The organism is Arthrobacter terricola, from assembly GCF_004354015.1.
Lineage (GTDB): Bacteria > Actinomycetota > Actinomycetes > Actinomycetales > Micrococcaceae > Arthrobacter > Arthrobacter terricola.
In genome coordinates this window covers 137942-155380 of sequence record NZ_SMRU01000003.1, presented here as the reverse complement: position 1 = coordinate 155380, position 17439 = coordinate 137942, and the positions used below count along the sequence as shown (strand labels likewise).

Here is a 17439-nt window from a genome sequence, read left to right as displayed (position 1 = left end):
TGAAATGGGTAAATCGTGTGGCCGGGGCCCGGGCCCCGGCCAGTCAGGCTACGCGGATGCGTAAGCGGAGAGTACGCCGATGATCGGGTTCCAGGCCGAGGTGCGGATTCCGGAGATTCCCTGCACGGCGGCGAAGGGGTCCTCCTTGAGCGTCGCGTTCAGCTCGGACTCGTCGGCGGCGCGGACCAGCAACAGCGCACCAGCGCCATCGGCGTAGGGTCCGCTGGCGAGTAAGGTTCCCTGCTCGGCCAAGCCTGCGAGCCAAGCCCGGTGGGCAGGGCGGTGTTCGTCGCGTACTTCGGCGGATTCGGCGTCGTACACGTACTCAACAGCGAAAACAGTCATATGGATAGCCTATCCCCCCGGTGCGGACCGGAGTGCCGCGACGGAAGGCGGCCGGATCAGCCGAAGAGGTTCACGGGCTTGACGATGTCGGCATAAATGAGGAGCGCGCTCATTGCCATGAGGAGGCCGGCAACCACGTAGGTGAGCGGCAAGAGCTTGGCGATATCGAATGCTCCCGGGTCCGGTTTGCGGAACAGCTTGGCGATCCGGCGCCGGGCTCCCTCGTAGAGGGCACCCGCGATGTGACCGCCGTCGAGCGGGAGCAGAGGGATCAGGTTGAAGACGGCGAGGGCGAAGTTCAAGCCTGCGATGAGCCCGATGAGGGCCGCCAGCCGCGATTGCACCGGCACGTCCTGCATGGCGGCGACTTCACCGGCCGCGCGGCCGACACCCACAACGCTCATGGGTCCATTGGGATCGCGAGGCTCCGAGCTGAAAGCGGCCTGGGCCACGCCCACCACCCTGGCGGGCAGGTTCAGGACGACGCCGGCGATTTGCTTGATGTTCTCGCCGGCCATGGGAAGGACGCTCGACGCCGGTTGCGGCACCATGGCGGTCTGGGCGCCGATGCCAAGGAACCCGACCTCCTCGTAGAGCGGTTTGCCGTCCGGACCCTTGGCCTGCTGGCCATTGTCTCCGATGACCGGACGCGCCGAGAGGACCGGCGTCACCTGGGTAGTGACGCTCTGACCGCCGCGTTCCACCGTGATTTGCACGGCTTTGCCCGCAGAAGCCCTGATCCAGCCGGTCAGTTCCGCCCAGCTGGTCACAGTCTTGCCGTCGAAACCGGTGATGACGTCGTTGGGCTGCAATTTGGCCTGGGCAGCGGGAGTCAGTTGGCAGGCCGCGGAGTTGGGATCAACCGTTTCGCCTTGTTTGACCTGGCATTTGGAAACGTCCGCGATGGTAGTGGTGGGGCTGGACACGCCGAATCCCATGAGCAGCACGGCGGTCAGCACAAGGCCGATGAGGAAGTTCATGGCTGGACCGCCCAGCATGATGATGACCTTTTTCCAGACCGGGAGCTTGTAGAACACCCGTTTCTCGTCGCCGGGACCGACTTCCTCGTGCGCCGCCGAACGGGCCTCTGAGGCCAAAGTCTGGAACATGCCGGTGCTGGAAGGGCGAACGCTGCCGTCTTCCTTGTTTGGCGGGTACATCCCGATCATGGCGACGTAGCCGCCCAAGGGAATGGCCTTGAAGCCGTATTCGGTTTCGCCCTTCCGCTTTGACCAGATGGTGGGGCCGAAACCGATCATGTACTTCGTGACTCGCACTTTGAACAGCTTGGCCGGCACGAGGTGCCCGACTTCGTGGAGCGCGATGGAAACCGCCACGCCAATAGCGACGAAGACGACTCCGAGTATGAACAGGATGGCGGGATTCATGCCTTAAGTACTGCTTCCTAAAGGGTGCTGTTGGCTAAACGATCATGGGTGCGTGTTCGTGCCCAACTCTCAGCATCCAACACCGAGTCCACCGTCAGCTCGAAGGATCCTGAATGTTCGCTGAGGACGGACTCCACGGTGTCCACGATGTCCGTGAAGCGGATCTTGCCGGCGTGGAAGGCTTCCACCGCTTCCTCGTTGGCCGCGTTGAAGACCGCCGGGTATGTGCTCCCCTGCTTCGCGGCGTCCTTGGCGAGCTCGACGGCGGGGAACGCCACCGAGTCGAGGGGCTCGAATGTCCAGCTGGTGGCCTGGCTCCAATCGCACGACTTGGCGGCGCGGGGCACGCGGTCCGGCCAGCCCAGTCCGAGGGCGATAGGGAGGCGCATGTCCGGTGGAGAAGCTTGGCCGATGATGGAGCCGTCGACGAACTCGACCATGGAATGCACCACCGATTGCGGATGGACCACGACGTCGATCCGGTCGAGCGGGACGTCGAACAGCAGGTGGGCTTCGATCACCTCGAGTCCCTTGTTGACGAGGCTGGCCGAATTGGTGGTGACCATGAGGCCCATGTCCCACGTGGGGTGGGCCAGTGCCTCGGCCGGGGTGACGTCCCGGAGCAGTTCCTTGGTGAGTCCCCGGAACGGGCCACCGGACGCCGTCAGGATGAGCTTTTCAACTTCGTTGGCCGAGCCTGCCCGGAGGCATTGGGCAATGGCCGAGTGCTCCGAATCCACCGGCACGATTTGCCCGGGTGCGGCCGCGGCCTTCACCAGCGCGCCGCCGACAATCAAGGATTCCTTGTTGGCCAAGGCCAGGACGGCTCCGGAATTCAAGGCCGCCAGGGTCGGTGCCAAACCAATGGATCCGGTGATGCCGTTGAGGACCACATCGGCTTCGATGGCGGCAATCCGGGTGGAGGCGTCCGGTCCGGTCATGATGCCGGGCTTGTAGTTGCGTATCCCGACGGCGGACGCGGCAGCATCGATCCGCTCCTGCAGTTCGCGGGCATCTCCCCGGGCGATTCCGACCGCCTGCGCCTTGGTGTGGACGGCCTGCTGAGCGATGAGGTCAAGGTTCCCGCCGCCCGCGCTGAGTGCCACAACCTCGAACAAATGGGGTGCGGCGTCGACGACGTCGATTGCCTGCGTGCCGATGGAACCAGTGGACCCGAGGAGAACGATTTTTCGCGGCTGCATTGCTTAAGTATCCCGTACCCCTGGCGTAGCGTTGATTTGTGGAGTGGGTCTCGTGGTTCGAGGCGCCGGACTATGAATTCGCCCGGCAAGTGCTCCAGCGCGGAACAGCGGCACTCTACTTCATCGCGTTTTTGTCCACGCTGAACCAGTTTCCCGCGCTCCTCGGCGAACATGGGCTCCTCCCCGTCCCGCGGTACGTTGATGGCCACCGGAAACTACGCAGGCCAAGCCTTTTCCGCTGGGCATATTCGGACACTTTGCTGCGCTCCGTGTGCGCCACCGGCTTACTCATCTCCCTGGCCCTTGTGCTCGGGCTGCCGCAGCTGGGACCGCCGTGGCTGCCCGCACTCGCGTTCCTGGCCCTGTGGCTGCTCTACATGTCGGTGGTGAACGTCGGCCAGACCTTCTACGCGTTCGGGTGGGAGATGCTCCTGCTCGAAATGGGCTTCACAGTGGCATTCCTCGGTTCGAACCAGGTTCCCCCGCCCAGGACCATCCTGATCCTGCTGGTTTGGCTCGTGTTCCGGCTGGAGTTCGGCGCCGGCATGATCAAGATCCATGGCGGCAGCGAATGGCGTGATTTGACCGCGTTGTACTACCACCACGAGACGCAGCCGATGCCGGGACCCTTGAGCCGGCAAGCGCACTTGCTGCCGAAACCGCTGCACCGCGTCGAAGTGCTCGGAAACCACTTCGCCCAACTGGTGGTGCCGTTCTTCCTGTTCTTCCCGCAGCCGCTTGCCAGCGTTGCCGCCGGGATAGTTGTCTTCACGCAACTTTGGCTGGTGGGTAGCGGGAACTTCGCGTGGCTCAACTGGTCCGCCATCGTGCTTGCTTTCGCTGCAGTGAACGACCCCGTGATCCACGCGGTGCTGCCGTTTACCCCGGCACCGCATGCCGGAGCAGCGACGACGCCGCCCTGGTGGCTCGCCGTCGTTCTTTGCGTCACGGTCCTCCTGCTGGTGCTCAGCTATTGGCCGGCCCGGAACCTGGTTTCGCGCGGGCAGCTCATGAACGCGAGCTTCAACCGCTGGCAACTGGCCAACACGTACGGTGCCTTTGGAACCGTGACGCGGCACCGGGTGGAAATCGTGGTGGAAGGCACCCGGTCCGACGCGCCGGTCGACGAAGCCGAGTGGCTCGAGTACGGCTTCAAAGGCAAGCCCGGCGACGTCCGGCGCTTGCCGCGCCAGTGGGCGCCATACCACCTGCGGCTTGATTGGCTGATGTGGTTCCTGCCGCTGCGGACGGTGCACGAGGAATGGTTTTATGCGTTCCTCGGCAAGCTGCTCGACGCCGACAAGCCCACCTTGCGCTTGTTGCGCCTTGACCCGTTCGACGGCGGGCGGCCGAGGTGGGTACGGGCCCGCAGCTTCCTGTACCGGTTCGCAACCCGGGCCGAGTTCCGGGAAACCGGCCAACGCTGGATCCGGATGGAGCTGTACGAAGTGATCCCGCCGTTGTCCCTGCCGCGGTCGCGGCAGCATGGGAGCTGAGCTGGGTTTTACGCGAGCCGGGCCCTGCGCAACGTCGCTTCGGCATGCTTGAGGATGGGACCGTCCACCATTTTTCCTTTGTGCTGGAAAACTCCCGTGCCCGCTGAGGCGGCAGCGTCGAGCAACTCCTGCGCTTCAGCGACGACGTCCGCCGACGGCGCATAGGCTTCGCGGACCACGGCAACCTGGTTGGGGTGGATGCAGGCCTTGGCCCCGAATCCGCTGGCGACGGCATCGGCGGATTCCACGGCCAGTCCTGCGAGGTCCGGGATGTCCACATAGACCGCGTCGATTGCTTCCTTGCCGGCGGCCTTTGCCGCCAGCAGCACGGTGGAACGGGAGTGAAGCGCTACCGCCCGGTAGCCGCCGTCGTCCTTTCGGCTGGAGGTCCCTCCCATGGACGCGATCAGGTCCTCGGCGCCCCACATGAGTCCGACGACGTTGGGCGCCTGGGCGATCTCGACCGCGTTGACGATCCCCTTGGCCGTCTCGCACAACGCAATGACGTGGTAGCCCTCGAGTTCCTTCAATTGCTCGCGGGACTCCGCCTTGGCGAGCATCACCGTGCGATACGGGGTGTGCGTGAGGCAGTGCAGGTCCTTCTCGAATTCCGCCGTGCCCACGGGGTTGACCCGGACGATCGTCCTGCTCGGATCGAGCTCCGCGGTCTCGCCGCCCGAGCCGAGCTGTGCAAGGATGGCTCCCCTGGCCCGTTTCTTGCTGTCGGGAGCCACCGCGTCCTCGAGGTCCAGGATCACGGCGTCGGAACGCTCGGCGGCCTTTTGGTACCGTTCGGGGCGGTCGGCGGGACAGAAGAGCAGTGCGGGACCCATCGTGAACGTCATGTATTGATTGTCCCCTGTTACGCCTCCAGATGCGCGGTCTGGGTCCACATGAGGCACGTCCTCGTGGCGAGGGCCACCACGGTTCCGGCCTGGTTGCGGCCCGTGTGTTGCATGGTCACGATTCCCTGCCCGGGCCGCGACGACGAAAGCCGCTTCGAGGTGATGACGGTTTCCGTGTAGAGGGTGTCGCCGTGGTAAAGCGGATGCGGAAACGTGACGTCCGTGAGGCCGAGTTGGGCAATGATGGTGCCTTGCGTCAATTGGTTCACGGACTGCCCCACCATTGTGGACAAGGTGAACATGGAGTTCATGAGCCGTTGCCCGAAGGGCTGCTTGGAACTCCAGGCGGCGTCCAGATGGAGCGCCTGCGTGTTCATGGTGAGCGTGGTGAACAGGACGTTATCCGCCTCGGTGACAGTACGGCCAGGACGGTGCGCGTAGACCACGCCTTCTTCAAGCTCATCGAAATACAGCCCGCGCTGTTCAATAACGCGTTTCTCCGGGACGCCGGGGTCCGCTGTCATACCGTGAGTTCCTGGTCTTCCTCGAAAAGCTCGACGCCGGTGGCGGCGGCGACGTCCTCGGCAGAGACGTTCGGCGCCAGTTCGCGCAGGACCAACCGCGATTCCCCGCCGTCGGACACGACGTCGATCACCGCGAGATCCGTGATGATCCGGTCAACGCAGCCTTTCCCGGTGACCGGCAGCGAGCATTCCTTGACGATCTTGGGCTTGCCGTTGCGGTCCACGTGCTCCATCATCACAATGACCCGCTTGGCGCCGAACACAAGGTCCATGGCGCCGCCCATGCCCTTGACCATCTTTCCGGGAATCATCCAGTTGGCCAGGTCTCCGTTGGCGGCGACTTCCATGGCACCCAACACGGCAACGTCCACATGGCCGCCCCGGATCATGCCGAACGAGGTTGCCGAATCGAAGAACGCCGCGCCCGCATTGACGGTCACGGTTTCCTTGCCCGCATTGATGAGGTCCGGATCCACGGCGTCGTCGGCCGGGTAAGGCCCGACGCCGAGGATCCCGTTTTCGGAATGCAGGATCACCTCGACGCCGTCGGGGATGTAGTTGGGAATCAGGGTGGGCATGCCGATCCCGAGGTTGACGTATTGTCCGTTGCTGAGCTCGCGGGCAACTCGGGCGGCCAGTTCGTTCCGCGTCCAGCCTTTGCCTTCGTGGTGTTCGACGTCGGAGCGGCGGTACTCGTGCCGGACCGCTTCCGGGCGGGGCGGCACATCCTGGGTCGTGTTGGTTTCCATGTCTACGCTCCTGCCTTCCCGCCGGGTTCCGCTCCTGACGCCGGGGTCAGCGCCACGGTCCGTTTTTCGATGCGTTTCTCGGTGTCCGGAGCGAGCACCACCCGGTGGACGAAGATTCCCGGGGTGTGGATGTTTTGCGGGTCCAGCTCGCCGGGTTCCACGAGCTCTTCCACCTCGGCGATGGTGACCCGGGCGGCCATGGCGCACAACGGGTTGAAGTTCATGGCCGTCGCATGGAAGACGAGGTTCCCGTGGCGGTCGCCCTTCCACGCATGGACGAGCCCGAAGTCGGGCGTCAGCGACTCTTCCAGCACGTAGTCTCCGCCATTGAAGGTGCGGACCTCCTTGGGTGAGGACGCGATCGCGACCGTACCGTCGGCGTCGTACTTTTGCGGAAGTCCGCCCTCGGAAACCTGGGTGCCCACTCCGGCTTTCGTGTAGAACGCCGGAATCCCGGCGCCCCCGGCGCGGAGTTTCTCAGCGAGGGTCCCTTGCGGAGTGAGGACAACTTCAAGCTCGCCGGCGAGGAACTGGCGGGCGAACTCCTTGTTCTCGCCGACATAGGAGCTGATGGTCCGGCTGATCCGTCCGTCCTTGAGCAGGATGCCCAATCCCCAGTCGTCCACGCCGCAGTTGTTGCTGATGGTTTCCAATCCGGAGGTCCCCTGGGCGTGCAGGGCGTCGATGAGGGCCACCGGGATTCCGCAAAGGCCGAAGCCCCCGACGGCGAGCGAGGCGCCGTCGTGGATGTCTTTCACCGCTTCCGCGGCGCTGGCAACAACTTTGTCGATCATCGTTCACCTTTCCCTAGCGGTTAAAGGCCCAGCTCGCGGGCGATGAGCATCAACTGGACCTCGGTGGTTCCCTCCCCGACTTCCAGGATCTTGGAGTCGCGGTAATGCCGTGCCACCGTGAATTCGTTGATGAAGCCATAGCCGCCGAACACCTGGGTGGCGTCCCGCGCGTTGTCCATGGCTGCCTCGCCTGCGACCATCTTAGCGATGGCCGCTTCGGTCTTGAATGGCTTCCCCGCGAGCATCCGTGACGCGGCGTCGTAGTATGCGAGGCGGGCGGTATGGGCCCGGGCCTGCATGCGGGCGATCTTGAACTGGACCGCTTGGTACTTGCCGATGTTCTGGCCGAATGCCATGCGTTCCTTGGCGTATTTCACGGACAAATCGACGCATCCTTGGGCAGCGCCCGTTGCGAGCGCCGCGATCGCGATGCGGCCTTCGTCCAGGATCGACAGGAAGTTGGCGTAACCGCGGCCCCGGACGCCGAGGAGGTTTTCCTGCGGAACGCGGACGTTCTTCAACGTGAGCGGATGCGTGTCCGAGGCATTCCAGCCGACCTTGTTGTACGCCTTTTCCGCGGTGAACCCGGGCGTGTCGGTGGGAACCAGGATGGTGGAGATTTCCTTCCTGAGGCTCCCGTCCTCGCGTGTCCCCTGTCCCGTGACGGCAGTGACCGTGACCAGTCGGGTGATGTTGGTTCCGGAGTTGGTGATGAACTCCTTGTTGCCGTTGATGACCCAGTGGCCCTCCTCAAGATGCGCATTCGTCTTGGTGCCGCCCGCGTCCGAGCCCGCCTCCGGTTCCGTCAGCCCGAACCCCGCGAGCGCGGCGCCCGAGGTCAATTGCGGCAGCCAGCGCTCTTTCTGTTCCTGCGTACCGAAGCGATACACCGGCATGGCTCCCAGGGAGACGCCGGCTTCGAGGGTGATGGCGACGGACTGGTCCACCCGGCCGAGCTGCTCGAGGGCCAATGCGAGCGCAAAGTAGTCGCCGCCCATGCCGCCATACTCTTCGGGGAAGGGCAAGCCGAAGAGGCCCATCTCCCCCATCTGCTTAATGATCTCGTACGGGAAACTGTGTTCTTCGTCGTGCTTGGTGGACACAGGGGCCACCACCTCGTCGGCGAATTCCCGGACGGAGTCGCTCAGGTCCTGGTATTCCTCGTTGAGTTCCATGGTTAGGCTTCCTTGTCTTGCTGTTCTTCTGCTGCCGGACTGGAGGATTCGGCCGCTACGTGGATGGTGGCGAGGACCTGGTCGGCTTTGACGAGGTCCCCGGGTTTGCTGCTGAGGTGGACTGTGCCGGACACAGAGGCCACGAGTTGGTGCTCCATCTTCATCGCCTCGACTACGACGAGGACCTGCCCGGTCTCCACGTGGTCTCCGTTGTTCACTGGGACGGAGACCACGGTTCCGGGCATGGGAGACCGGACTTCGGGGTCCGCCGCTCCCTCTTCGCGCTGAATCCCCGCGAGGACTCGTTGCAGGCGGGCCTCGCGGTCCAGGATCTCCAGCCGGCAGGACCAGCCGCCGCTGCCGAGCCAGATTTCGCGCGGAAGGCTGGCACCCGCGGTACCACTTGCGGGAGGCAAGCCGAGTTCGAAAAGGTGCTCGACGCCGTCGAGCACCAACACGGCGTCCCCAGTGCCCGGCGTCCCGGGACGTAGCGCGGCAGGGTGTTCGACGCCGGAATCGACGCGCGCGGTGGCGTCCGGTCCGTGCCCGGTCAGTGAGACGGTGGCCAGGCCGCCGTCGGGAAGGCCGATGGTCACCCGCCACGGGGCAGGTGCGCCAACTCGCCAACCATCGGCAGCGTTCCATGGCGAGTTGGCTTCAACAGGCGCCGCAGCATCGCGGGCAAGCAGTGCCGCGGCGACGATTTCCGCGTCCGCCGCGTGGCGGAACTGCATCCCTTCGAGCTTGCGCCCGATGAGCCCGGTATCGAGGCGGCCGGCGCGGACGTCGTCGTCGTTGATCAGGAGCCGAAGGTACTCGACGTTCGTCTGCACCCCAAGCAACGAGTAGTCCGCCAGGGCGTGGTCCAGCGTGTCCAAGGCCGACTTGCGGTCCGGTCCCCACGCGATGACCTTGGCGAGCATGGGGTCGTAGTCCCCCGTGACGGTCACTCCCCGGAGCATGCCGGAATCGATCCGGACATGGGGATCGTCGCCGGACCGCTCACGGAGCGCCACGACCTCGCCAATGGACGGCAGGAAGCCGCGTTCAGGAACCTCCGCGTAGACACGCGCTTCCACCGCGTGACCGTCAAGTACGACGTCGGACTGCGCCACGGCGAGGACCTCACCGGCGGCGATTCGCACCTGCCATTCGACGAGGTCGATCCCGGTGACCATTTCCGTGACGGGGTGCTCGACCTGGAGGCGGGTGTTCATTTCCATAAAGAAGAAGTGCTCCGGATCCTGGTCCGACACAAGGAATTCGACCGTGCCTGCTCCGCTGTACGCGACCGACCGGGCTGCATCGCACGCTGCTTCGCCGATGCGCGCGCGGAGTTCCTTCCCGTCCGGCTGGGACTCCAGCAACGGGGACGGCGCTTCCTCGATCACCTTCTGGTGCCGGCGCTGCAACGAGCATTCGCGCTCGCCGAGGTGGATGACGTTGCCATGGTTGTCCGCGAGTACCTGGACTTCGATATGCCGGGGTGCAGGGACAAGCCGCTCCAGGAAGAGCGTGTCGTCGCCGAAGGCACCGGCGGCGACGCGGCGCGCGGTTGCCAGCGTGGCTGCCATGTCTTCGGGCCGCTCTACGACGTGCATGCCTTTGCCACCGCCGCCGGCCGAGGGCTTGATGAGCAGGGGGAATCCGACGCCGGGCGCCGCCTCGATGAGTTCCTGGTCGCTGAGGCCGGGCTCGGCAATGCCGGGAACGCAGGGGACGCCGTAGGACATGACGTGGTTTTTGGACCGGATTTTGTCGCCCATGATGTCGATCGCCTCGATGCCCGGGCCGACGAACGCAATGCCCGCGGCGTCCAGGGCTTTCGCGAACTCGACGTTCTCCGCGAGGAACCCGTAGCCCGGGTGGACGGCTTGGGCGCCGCTCTGCAGGCAGGCTTCGATGATGGAATCGATGCGCAGGTAGCTGTCCGCAGCGGCGGCGGTGCCGATCCGGACGGCCGTATCGGCTTCGCGCACGTGGCGGGCTCCGGCGTCGGCGTCTGAATAGACCGCGACGGACCGAATGCCCATGGCTTTGAGCGTGCGGATCACACGGCAGGCGATCTCTCCGCGGTTGGCTACAAGGACAGTTTCGAATGGTTTAGTGGTCATGGCTCACATCCGAAAAAGGCCGAAGGACGTATCCGGCAGGGGTTGGCGGGAGACGGTATCAAGGGCCATCCCCAGGACGCGCCTCGTGTCCGCGGGGTCGATGATGCCGTCGTCCCAGAGCCGCGCCGTGGAGTAATAGGGACTGCCCTGGTCCTCATATTGCTGCTTGATGGGGGCCTTGAAAGCTTCTTCATCCTCGGCCGACCATTCCTCGCCGCGGGCTTCGTACTGGTCCCGCTTGACTGTGGCCAGCACGCTTGAGGCCTGGTTTCCGCCCATGACCGAAATCCGCGAGGCCGGCCACATCCACAGGAACCGCGGCGAATAGGCACGGCCGCACATCGAATAGTTTCCGGCACCGAAGGAACCACCGATCACCACGGTCAGCTTCGGCACGCGCGCCGTGGCGACGGCGGTGACCATCTTGGCACCGTTCTTCGCGATCCCGCCCTGCTCATAGTCCTTGCCCACCATGAAGCCGGAGAGGTTCTGCAGGAAAATCAAGGGGATGCACCGCTGGTCGCACAATTCGATGAAGTGGGCGCCCTTGAGCGAGGACTCGCTGAAAAGCACGCCGTTGTTGGCCACGATTCCCACCGGATGGCCGTGCAGCTTCGCGAATCCAGTGACCAGGGTGGTGCCGTAGTTCTTCTTGAACTCATGGAACCTCGAGGCGTCAACGAGGCGGGCAATGACTTCCCGGACGTCGTATTGGGCATTCACGTCCGTAGGAACGGCGCCGTAGATTTCCTCCGGATCCGCAACGGGATCGACGACGGCGTCCACCTCCCAGGCGGGCGCGGCCGGCAGGGGCAGCGTGGAGACAATGTCACGGACAATCTGCAAGGCGTGCTCGTCATTTTCCGCGAGGTGGTCCGTGACGCCCGAGATTCGCGAGTGCACGTCCCCGCCACCAAGTTCTTCCGCCGTGACGATTTCGCCGATCGCGGCTTTCACGAGGGGCGGGCCGCCAAGGAAGATCGTGCCCTGGTTGCGGACGATCACCGTTTCGTCGCTCATCGCCGGAACATAGGCGCCGCCGGCGGTGCAGGAGCCCATGACCGAGGCGATCTGCGGGATCTTCGCGGCGGACATCTTCGCCTGGTTGAAGAAGATCCGGCCGAAGTGCTCCTTGTCAGGGAAAACCTCGTCCTGCCTGGGCAGGAACGCTCCCCCGGAATCCACGAGGTAGATGCACGGCAGCCGGTTCTCAAGTGCTATTTCCTGGGCCCGGAGGTGCTTTTTGACCGTCATCGGGTAGTAGGTCCCGCCCTTGACCGTGGCGTCGTTTGAGACCACCATCACTTGGCGGCCGTGGACGAGTCCAATCCCCGTGATGATTCCGGCGCCGGGCGAATCGTCGTTGTACATGCCGTTGGCCGCCAAGGGCGCGATCTCCAGGAACGGACTCCCATCGTCCAGCAGGTAGTCGATGCGCTCCCGCGGCAACAACTTGCCCCTCGACATATGGCGCTCGCGGGACTTCTCCGGACCGCCAAGGGCAGCCACGGCGAGGCGCTTCTTCAGTTCGCCCACGAGGGACAGCTGCGCCTCGGCGTTGGCGGCGAATTGCTCGCTGCCGGTATCCAGCTGGCTGGCAAGTGTCTCCATCGACTGCGTTCCATCCCGGCCAACGGCCATCTCAGTTAGTACCGCGTAACTGGAATTTAGGTTAGTCTCTGTTAACTGTGTTGTCCATCACCTTGGCGCATCCCCGGCGGCGCCCCGGCCTTGAGCTCACAGCGGATCGCGTGCAACAAGGAGGAATCGTGGTCACGTTCCAGCGGAGCCCAAAGGACACCCCCGCCAAGGATGGCACCAAGCAGGACAATCACGTCCAGACCCAGCGCAGCCAGGCCAAGGAGACACGGCGAAAGGCACTTCTGGCTGCCGCCGCCGGCCTCTTCGCGGCCGATGGCTTCAACCGCGTCTCGCTGGAGGACCTGGGCGCCGCCGCGGGAGTCAGTGGGCCTGCGGTGTACCGGCATTTTCCCGGGAAACAGGCGGTGCTCGCCGAGCTCCTGCTGAGCGTGAGCCGCAACCTGCTCGACGGCGGACGCGGCGTGGTGTCCGATGCGCCGGAAGCAGAAGCGGCCCTTCGCGGGTTGGTGGAGTTCCACGTCGACTTCGCCCTGAGCAACCCCGACGTCATCCGCGTCCAGGACCGGGATTTCAGCAACCTTGGCGAGGCCGACCAGGCCGAAGTCCGCGCCCTCCAGCGAAATTATGTCGAGCTCTGGGTCGAGGTGCTCGGCGACGTGCATCCCCACACGGATCCAAGCGAACTGCGGGTGCGGGCACACGCCGCTTTCGGCCTCATCAACTCGACTCCCCATTCCGTGCGGCACCATGGGCGCCGCATGGCAGCCAAGAGCGCCCGGCCCATCCTTGAGCGCATGGCCTTGGCTGCGCTGATGGTGGAGTAGCCAAGGGGCTAGACCATCGTGATGACCATCGCGGGGTCAGCCAGGATAGCCCCCAGTTCGGCCAGGAACTTCGAACCCTGCTCGCCGTCCACGAGCCTATGGTCGAAGGACAGGCTGAGCGACATCACTTGCCGCACGGCGAGTTCGTCGTTGTGTACCCAAGGGGCCTTACGAACGGCACCGAGGGCAATGATCGCGGCTTCCCCGGGATTCAGGATGGGGGTGCCGGCGTCGATACCGAAGATTCCGATGTTCGTGATGGAGATTGTCCCGCCCGACAGGTCCGACGGCGAGGTCTTTCCGGATCGGGCCGTATCCGTGAGCTCGGACAGGGCGGCCGACAACTCCAGGAGCGTCATGCCGTCCGCGTCCTTGATGTTTGGAACGGTCAGCCCTCGTGGCGTTGCCGCGGCGATTCCCAGGTTGACGTAGTTGAACTGCACTATCTCCTGCGATGCCTCGTCCCAACGGGAGTTGAGGGTCGGGTTCCGGCGCAGCGCAATCAACACCGCCTTGGCCGCGATGGTCAACGGCGTCAGTTTGTAGCCCGCGAATGCCTTGCTCGACTTGAGCCGTTCCAAAAGCTCCATGGTTGGCGTGACGTCGACGGTCAGGAATTCGGTCACGTGCGGTGCCGTGAAGGCGCTTTGCACCATGGCCGCGGCAGTGAACTTCCGGACACCCTTGATCGGCGTCCGGGTCTCACGCCCACCGGGAACCGCGGCAGCCCGCGCCTCCGTTTGCTCGTGCGATCCGGCGGCGAAGCCCTGGACGTCGGATCGGGTGATAAGCCCTGCCGGTCCGGTGCCCTTGACCAACTGGAGATCGATCCCAAGGTCCCGCGCCAGCTTACGGACTGGCGGAGTCGAGCGCGGACGTTCCTGCTCCGGTTCCTGGATGGTTTGCGGCGCGGGCTGCTGGACTGGTTGCTGCACAGGTGTTTGGACAGCCTCCCGCTCGGGCACCGAGTCGAAGGTGCGATGGCGTCGCACCGGGTGCCCGGATTCTTCGACGACGGCGCCATAGCCTACGAGGTTGGCCTCCCGTTTGGCCGGGGTCACCGGAGGAACAGCCGCGGCGGCGCCGTTCGAGGTGGAAGCTTCCGAACCGGAACCGGCAGCGGTTGAACCCTCAGCGCCGACGTCGTCGACCTCGAACGAGACGATCGGCTTGCCGACCTCCACTACGGCACCAGCCTCTTCATGGAGGGCCGCGACCGTTCCGGCGAAGGGCGAAGGCAATTCAACCACAGCCTTGGCCGTTTCGACTTCCGCGATCACCTGGTTGAGGGCCACGGTGTCCCCCACGGCTACTTTCCAACTGAGGATTTCCGACTCGGTCAGCCCCTCGCCGAGGTCCGGCAGCCTGAATTCCTTGATCATCGTGGCCGTCATCCTTCCAGCCCGCTCAACGAGTTGCGGCGGCCCAGCGAGCGGTCCACGCCGTCCAGGATCCTGTCGAGGTCCGGTAAATGGTGCATTTCAAGCTTTGAGTACGGGTACGGGATGTCGAACCCGGTGATCCGGACCGGGGCGGATTCAAGGTAGTTGAAGCAACGCTCGGTGATGCTGGCTGCGATTTCGGCGCCGAGCCCTCCGGATTGGGCTGCTTCGTGGGTGATCACCAGGCGGCCGGTCTTGCGGACGGACGCTTCCACCACAGGGAAGTCGATCGGCGCGAGCGAACGGAGGTCGATCACTTCCACCGAAATGCCCTCGTCGGAGGCCGCCAGGGCGGCATCGCTTGCCGTTTTCACGAGTGGACCGTAGGTGACCAGCGTGACATCGCTGCCCTGGGTGACCACCCGGGCCTTCTCCATGGACAATGCGGTGGACAGGTCCGCGGCCTCATCGACATCGCCCTTGTCGTGGTAGCGGCGCTTGGGTTCGAAATACAGCACGGGATCGTCAGAAGCGATGGCCTGCTGGATCAGCGTATAGGCATCCTGGGGGTTGGAAACGCTGATGACGCGCAGCCCCGAAGTGTGGGTGAAGTACGCTTCCGGTGACTCCGAGTGGTGCTCGGGAGAACCGATGCCGCCGCCGAACGGCACGCGAATGGTGATGGGCATCTTCACGCGCCCTTGAGTGCGGTAGTGCATCTTGGCCACTTGGCTGACAATCTGGTCGAACGCCGGGTAGATGAACCCGTCGAACTGGATTTCGCATACGGGACGGTAGCCACGGTATGCGAGCCCGACGGCGGTCCCGAGGATGCCCGATTCGGCCAGTGGGGTGTCTACCACGCGGTGCTTGCCGAAGTCCTTCTGCAGTCCGTCGGTCACGCGGAAGACACCACCGAGCGTGCCGATGTCCTCACCCATGAGGACTACTTTGGGATCGCTGTCGAGGGCTTTGCGCAGGCCGGCGTTGATGGCGCGGGCGAAGGTCAGCTTGCTCATCAGAGTGCACCTTCCTGGGTTGATCCACTGAAGCTTTCGAGGTAGCGGGAGTAATGGTCTTTCTGCCGTTCGATCCACGAGTTGGGCGTGCTGTAGACGTGGTTGAAAAGGTCCAAGGGCGCGGGATCGGGCATATTGACGCAGCCCGAGCGCAGCTTGTTGGCGACCTCGTCCGCTTTCGCCCGCACCCTCGCTTCAGCCTCGTCCGTCAGGAGGCCCTTCGTCAGGAGCAACGTCTTGAGCCTTGCGATCGGGTCTTTCGCGCGCCAATCCTCGAGTTCGTTGGCATCGCGGTACCGGGTGGGGTCGTCCGCCGTCGTATGCGGTCCCATACGGTAGGTGACCGCTTCGATGAAGGTGGGACCACCGCCTTTGCGCGCCCGGTCAAGGGCGATCCGGGTGACTGCCATGACGGCCAGGACATCGTTCCCGTCCACGCGGATACTGGGGATGCCGAAGCCCAGGGCACGGTCGGCGATCTGGATGTGGGACTGTAGCCGGACCGGCTCTGAGATAGCCCAATGGTTGTTTTGGCAGATGAAGACCACCGGCGCCTGGAAGCTGGCCGCGAACACCATGGCCTCGTTGACATCGCCCTCGCTCGTGGCGCCGTCACCGAAATAGGCAACCGCCGCCGAGTCCGCTCCGTCGTTCTGGATACCCATGGCATATCCGGTGGCATGCAGGGTTTGCGATCCAATCATGATCTGTTGGGTGGCGATGTTGTAGCGGTACGGGTCCCAACCGAAGGACGCATTGCCGCGCCAGGCCCGCACCATGTCCAGCGGGTCCACGCCACGGCAATAGGCCACGCCGTTATCGCGGTAGCTGGGGAAGACGAAGTCATCGTCGCGGAGGGCCCGGGCCGAGCCGATCTGGGATGCTTCCTGGCCGAGGAGCGGCGGCCACAAGGCCAGCTCTCCCTGACGCTGCAGTGCCGTACTCTCGGCGTCGATGCGCCGGATGACCGTCATGTCCTCATACAGCGAGCACAACTGCTCGTCGGTGACGTCGCTGACCCAAAGATCGAACTCCGGGTGGCTGATGCGCTCCCCCTTGGCGGAGATCAATTGGACCAGGTTCCCGCCGGTCCGACGCGGATTTTCTGCACTGATTCCGGTTGTCGAAGCCTCGTAGGCGTCCTTGCCGGCCTTGTCCGTCAACACCGTTGATCGCACCTTTCAGCTCGTGCTCGCAGGCTTGCGGAAGGACTTGTGGTCCACTCGCGTGCCAGCATCCCGGCGTCGTCGCCCGGATTAATTGTGACCCTACTCACAATGCTCATTGGGTACAACCGCTACTGGAAATTCTGCGCATAATGCCCTATTTGAGCGTCCTGGACCGTGCTACCGTTGCGCATTATGCAAGCTTTGGATGGCACTGATACCCGGCTGCTGTCGGCCATGGCCAAGGACCCCCGCGGCACCGTAGTGGCCCTCGCCCAGAAGCTGGGATTGTCCCGGAATACCGTGCAGGCCCGCCTGGCCCAATTGGAGAAGAAGCACGCCTTCCTCTCGTTCGAACGACGCATCAATCCCGCGGCTCTCGGCTATCCGCTCATGGCCTTCATTTCGATCCACGTCCAGCAGCAAAAGCTCGCACAACTGACCGTGGAACTCGCCGAAATCCCGGAAATCCTCGAGGGGTACGGGCTGACCGGATCAGCCGACCTCCTCTTGCGGGTGGTAGCGCTCGACGCCGAGGACCTGTTCCGCATCAACGGCAAGATCCTGGCGTGCGACGGCGTCGAACGCACGGATACCGCCATGTCCATGGGCGAACTGATCCCCTTCCGGGTGCAGCCACTCTTGAACCGCACCAGCCAGAAGGCGCCCCGCGCCACGTAAGTTCCACCGGCGCTCCCGGTACAGCCCGGCCCGGCCCTTGCCCTGAGCAACTTTGTACGATTTGATGCAGGTGGACGCCATGGGGGCCGGGAGGCGGCTTCCGTCCGGTTGGCGGCACACGCCTGGCCGCCGG

Annotated in this window: 16 protein-coding genes; 3 read left to right on the top strand and 13 right to left on the bottom strand. The window is 64.4% G+C overall.

Going from position 1 to position 17439, the window contains the following annotated elements; genetic code table 11:
- Window positions 1–48 precede the first annotated feature (48 nt).
- Genes E1809_RS03680 through dxr form a run of 3 tightly spaced genes read right to left on the bottom strand, consistent with a single transcriptional unit; the run spans window position 49 to window position 2935 of the window.
- Window positions 49–345, bottom strand: a complete 297-nt coding sequence (locus E1809_RS03680) for a YciI family protein (RefSeq protein ID WP_133202876.1) — start codon at window positions 343–345, stop codon at window positions 49–51.
- Between the two features lie 56 nt (window positions 346–401).
- Window positions 402–1733, bottom strand: a complete 1332-nt coding sequence (locus E1809_RS03675; protein ID WP_133202875.1) for a M50 family metallopeptidase — start codon at window positions 1731–1733, stop codon at window positions 402–404.
- A 17-nt stretch (window positions 1734–1750) separates the two neighbouring features.
- The gene (dxr, locus tag E1809_RS03670; protein WP_133202874.1) at window positions 1751–2935 is read right to left on the bottom strand and encodes a 1-deoxy-D-xylulose-5-phosphate reductoisomerase; all 1185 of its coding nucleotides are present in this window, start codon (window positions 2933–2935) and stop codon (window positions 1751–1753) included.
- Window positions 2936–2973: 38 nt separating this feature from the next.
- Here dxr and E1809_RS03665 point away from each other — a divergent pair, with 38 nt between their 5' ends.
- Complete coding sequence (locus tag E1809_RS03665; RefSeq protein ID WP_133202873.1) at window positions 2974–4431, top strand: lipase maturation factor family protein; 1458 nt, start codon at window positions 2974–2976, stop codon at window positions 4429–4431.
- Window positions 4432–4439: 8 nt separating this feature from the next.
- Here E1809_RS03665 and E1809_RS03660 read toward each other — a convergent pair whose 3' ends face one another.
- Genes E1809_RS03660 through E1809_RS03630 form a run of 7 tightly spaced genes read right to left on the bottom strand, consistent with a single transcriptional unit; the run spans window position 4440 to window position 12243 of the window.
- The gene (locus E1809_RS03660) at window positions 4440–5276 is read right to left on the bottom strand and encodes an HpcH/HpaI aldolase/citrate lyase family protein (protein ID WP_133202872.1); all 837 of its coding nucleotides are present in this window, start codon (window positions 5274–5276) and stop codon (window positions 4440–4442) included.
- 17 nt (window positions 5277–5293) lie between these two features.
- Window positions 5294–5800 (bottom strand): MaoC family dehydratase, encoded by a 507-nt coding sequence (locus E1809_RS03655; RefSeq protein ID WP_133202871.1) that lies wholly within the window; start codon window positions 5798–5800, stop codon window positions 5294–5296.
- Window positions 5797–6549, bottom strand: a complete 753-nt coding sequence (locus E1809_RS03650) for a CoA transferase subunit B (protein WP_133202870.1) — start codon at window positions 6547–6549, stop codon at window positions 5797–5799. Before E1809_RS03650 ends, E1809_RS03655 begins: the two co-directional genes overlap by 4 nt.
- A gap of 2 nt (window positions 6550–6551) precedes the next feature.
- Window positions 6552–7343 (bottom strand): CoA transferase subunit A, encoded by a 792-nt coding sequence (locus E1809_RS03645; protein WP_133202869.1) that lies wholly within the window; start codon window positions 7341–7343, stop codon window positions 6552–6554.
- A gap of 20 nt (window positions 7344–7363) precedes the next feature.
- The gene (locus tag E1809_RS03640; RefSeq protein WP_133202868.1) at window positions 7364–8518 is read right to left on the bottom strand and encodes an acyl-CoA dehydrogenase family protein; all 1155 of its coding nucleotides are present in this window, start codon (window positions 8516–8518) and stop codon (window positions 7364–7366) included.
- Between the two features lie 2 nt (window positions 8519–8520).
- Entirely contained in the window at window positions 8521–10632 is a 2112-nt protein-coding gene (locus tag E1809_RS03635) for an acetyl/propionyl/methylcrotonyl-CoA carboxylase subunit alpha (protein WP_133202867.1), read from the bottom strand.
- Between the two features lie 3 nt (window positions 10633–10635).
- Window positions 10636–12243: a carboxyl transferase domain-containing protein gene (locus E1809_RS03630; RefSeq protein WP_133202866.1), complete on the bottom strand. Its 1608-nt coding sequence runs from the start codon at window positions 12241–12243 to the stop codon at window positions 10636–10638.
- 158 nt (window positions 12244–12401) lie between these two features.
- Between E1809_RS03630 and E1809_RS03625 the strand changes: the two genes are divergently transcribed.
- Window positions 12402–13058, top strand: coding sequence for an SACE_7040 family transcriptional regulator (locus E1809_RS03625; protein WP_133202865.1), 657 nt, complete (start codon window positions 12402–12404; stop codon window positions 13056–13058).
- A gap of 8 nt (window positions 13059–13066) precedes the next feature.
- Here the strand turns inward: E1809_RS03625 and E1809_RS03620 are convergent, their stop codons facing one another.
- The 3 genes from E1809_RS03620 to pdhA are packed head-to-tail and all read right to left on the bottom strand — an operon-like array spanning window position 13067 to window position 16625.
- A complete protein-coding gene (locus E1809_RS03620; protein ID WP_133202864.1) occupies window positions 13067–14452 on the bottom strand; it encodes a dihydrolipoamide acetyltransferase family protein in 1386 nt (461 codons plus the stop codon).
- Complete coding sequence (locus tag E1809_RS03615) at window positions 14449–15459, bottom strand: alpha-ketoacid dehydrogenase subunit beta (RefSeq protein ID WP_133202863.1); 1011 nt, start codon at window positions 15457–15459, stop codon at window positions 14449–14451. Before E1809_RS03615 ends, E1809_RS03620 begins: the two co-directional genes overlap by 4 nt.
- On the bottom strand, window positions 15459–16625 hold the full coding sequence (gene pdhA / locus E1809_RS03610; protein ID WP_133202862.1) for a pyruvate dehydrogenase (acetyl-transferring) E1 component subunit alpha: 1167 nt from the start codon (window positions 16623–16625) through the stop codon (window positions 15459–15461). The genes E1809_RS03615 and pdhA overlap by 1 nt, the downstream gene beginning before the upstream one ends.
- Before the next feature lie 195 nt (window positions 16626–16820).
- On the opposite strand from pdhA, the gene E1809_RS03605 reads away from it, so the two are divergent.
- Entirely contained in the window at window positions 16821–17306 is a 486-nt protein-coding gene (locus E1809_RS03605; protein ID WP_133202861.1) for an Lrp/AsnC family transcriptional regulator, read from the top strand.
- Window positions 17307–17439 lie beyond the last annotated feature (133 nt).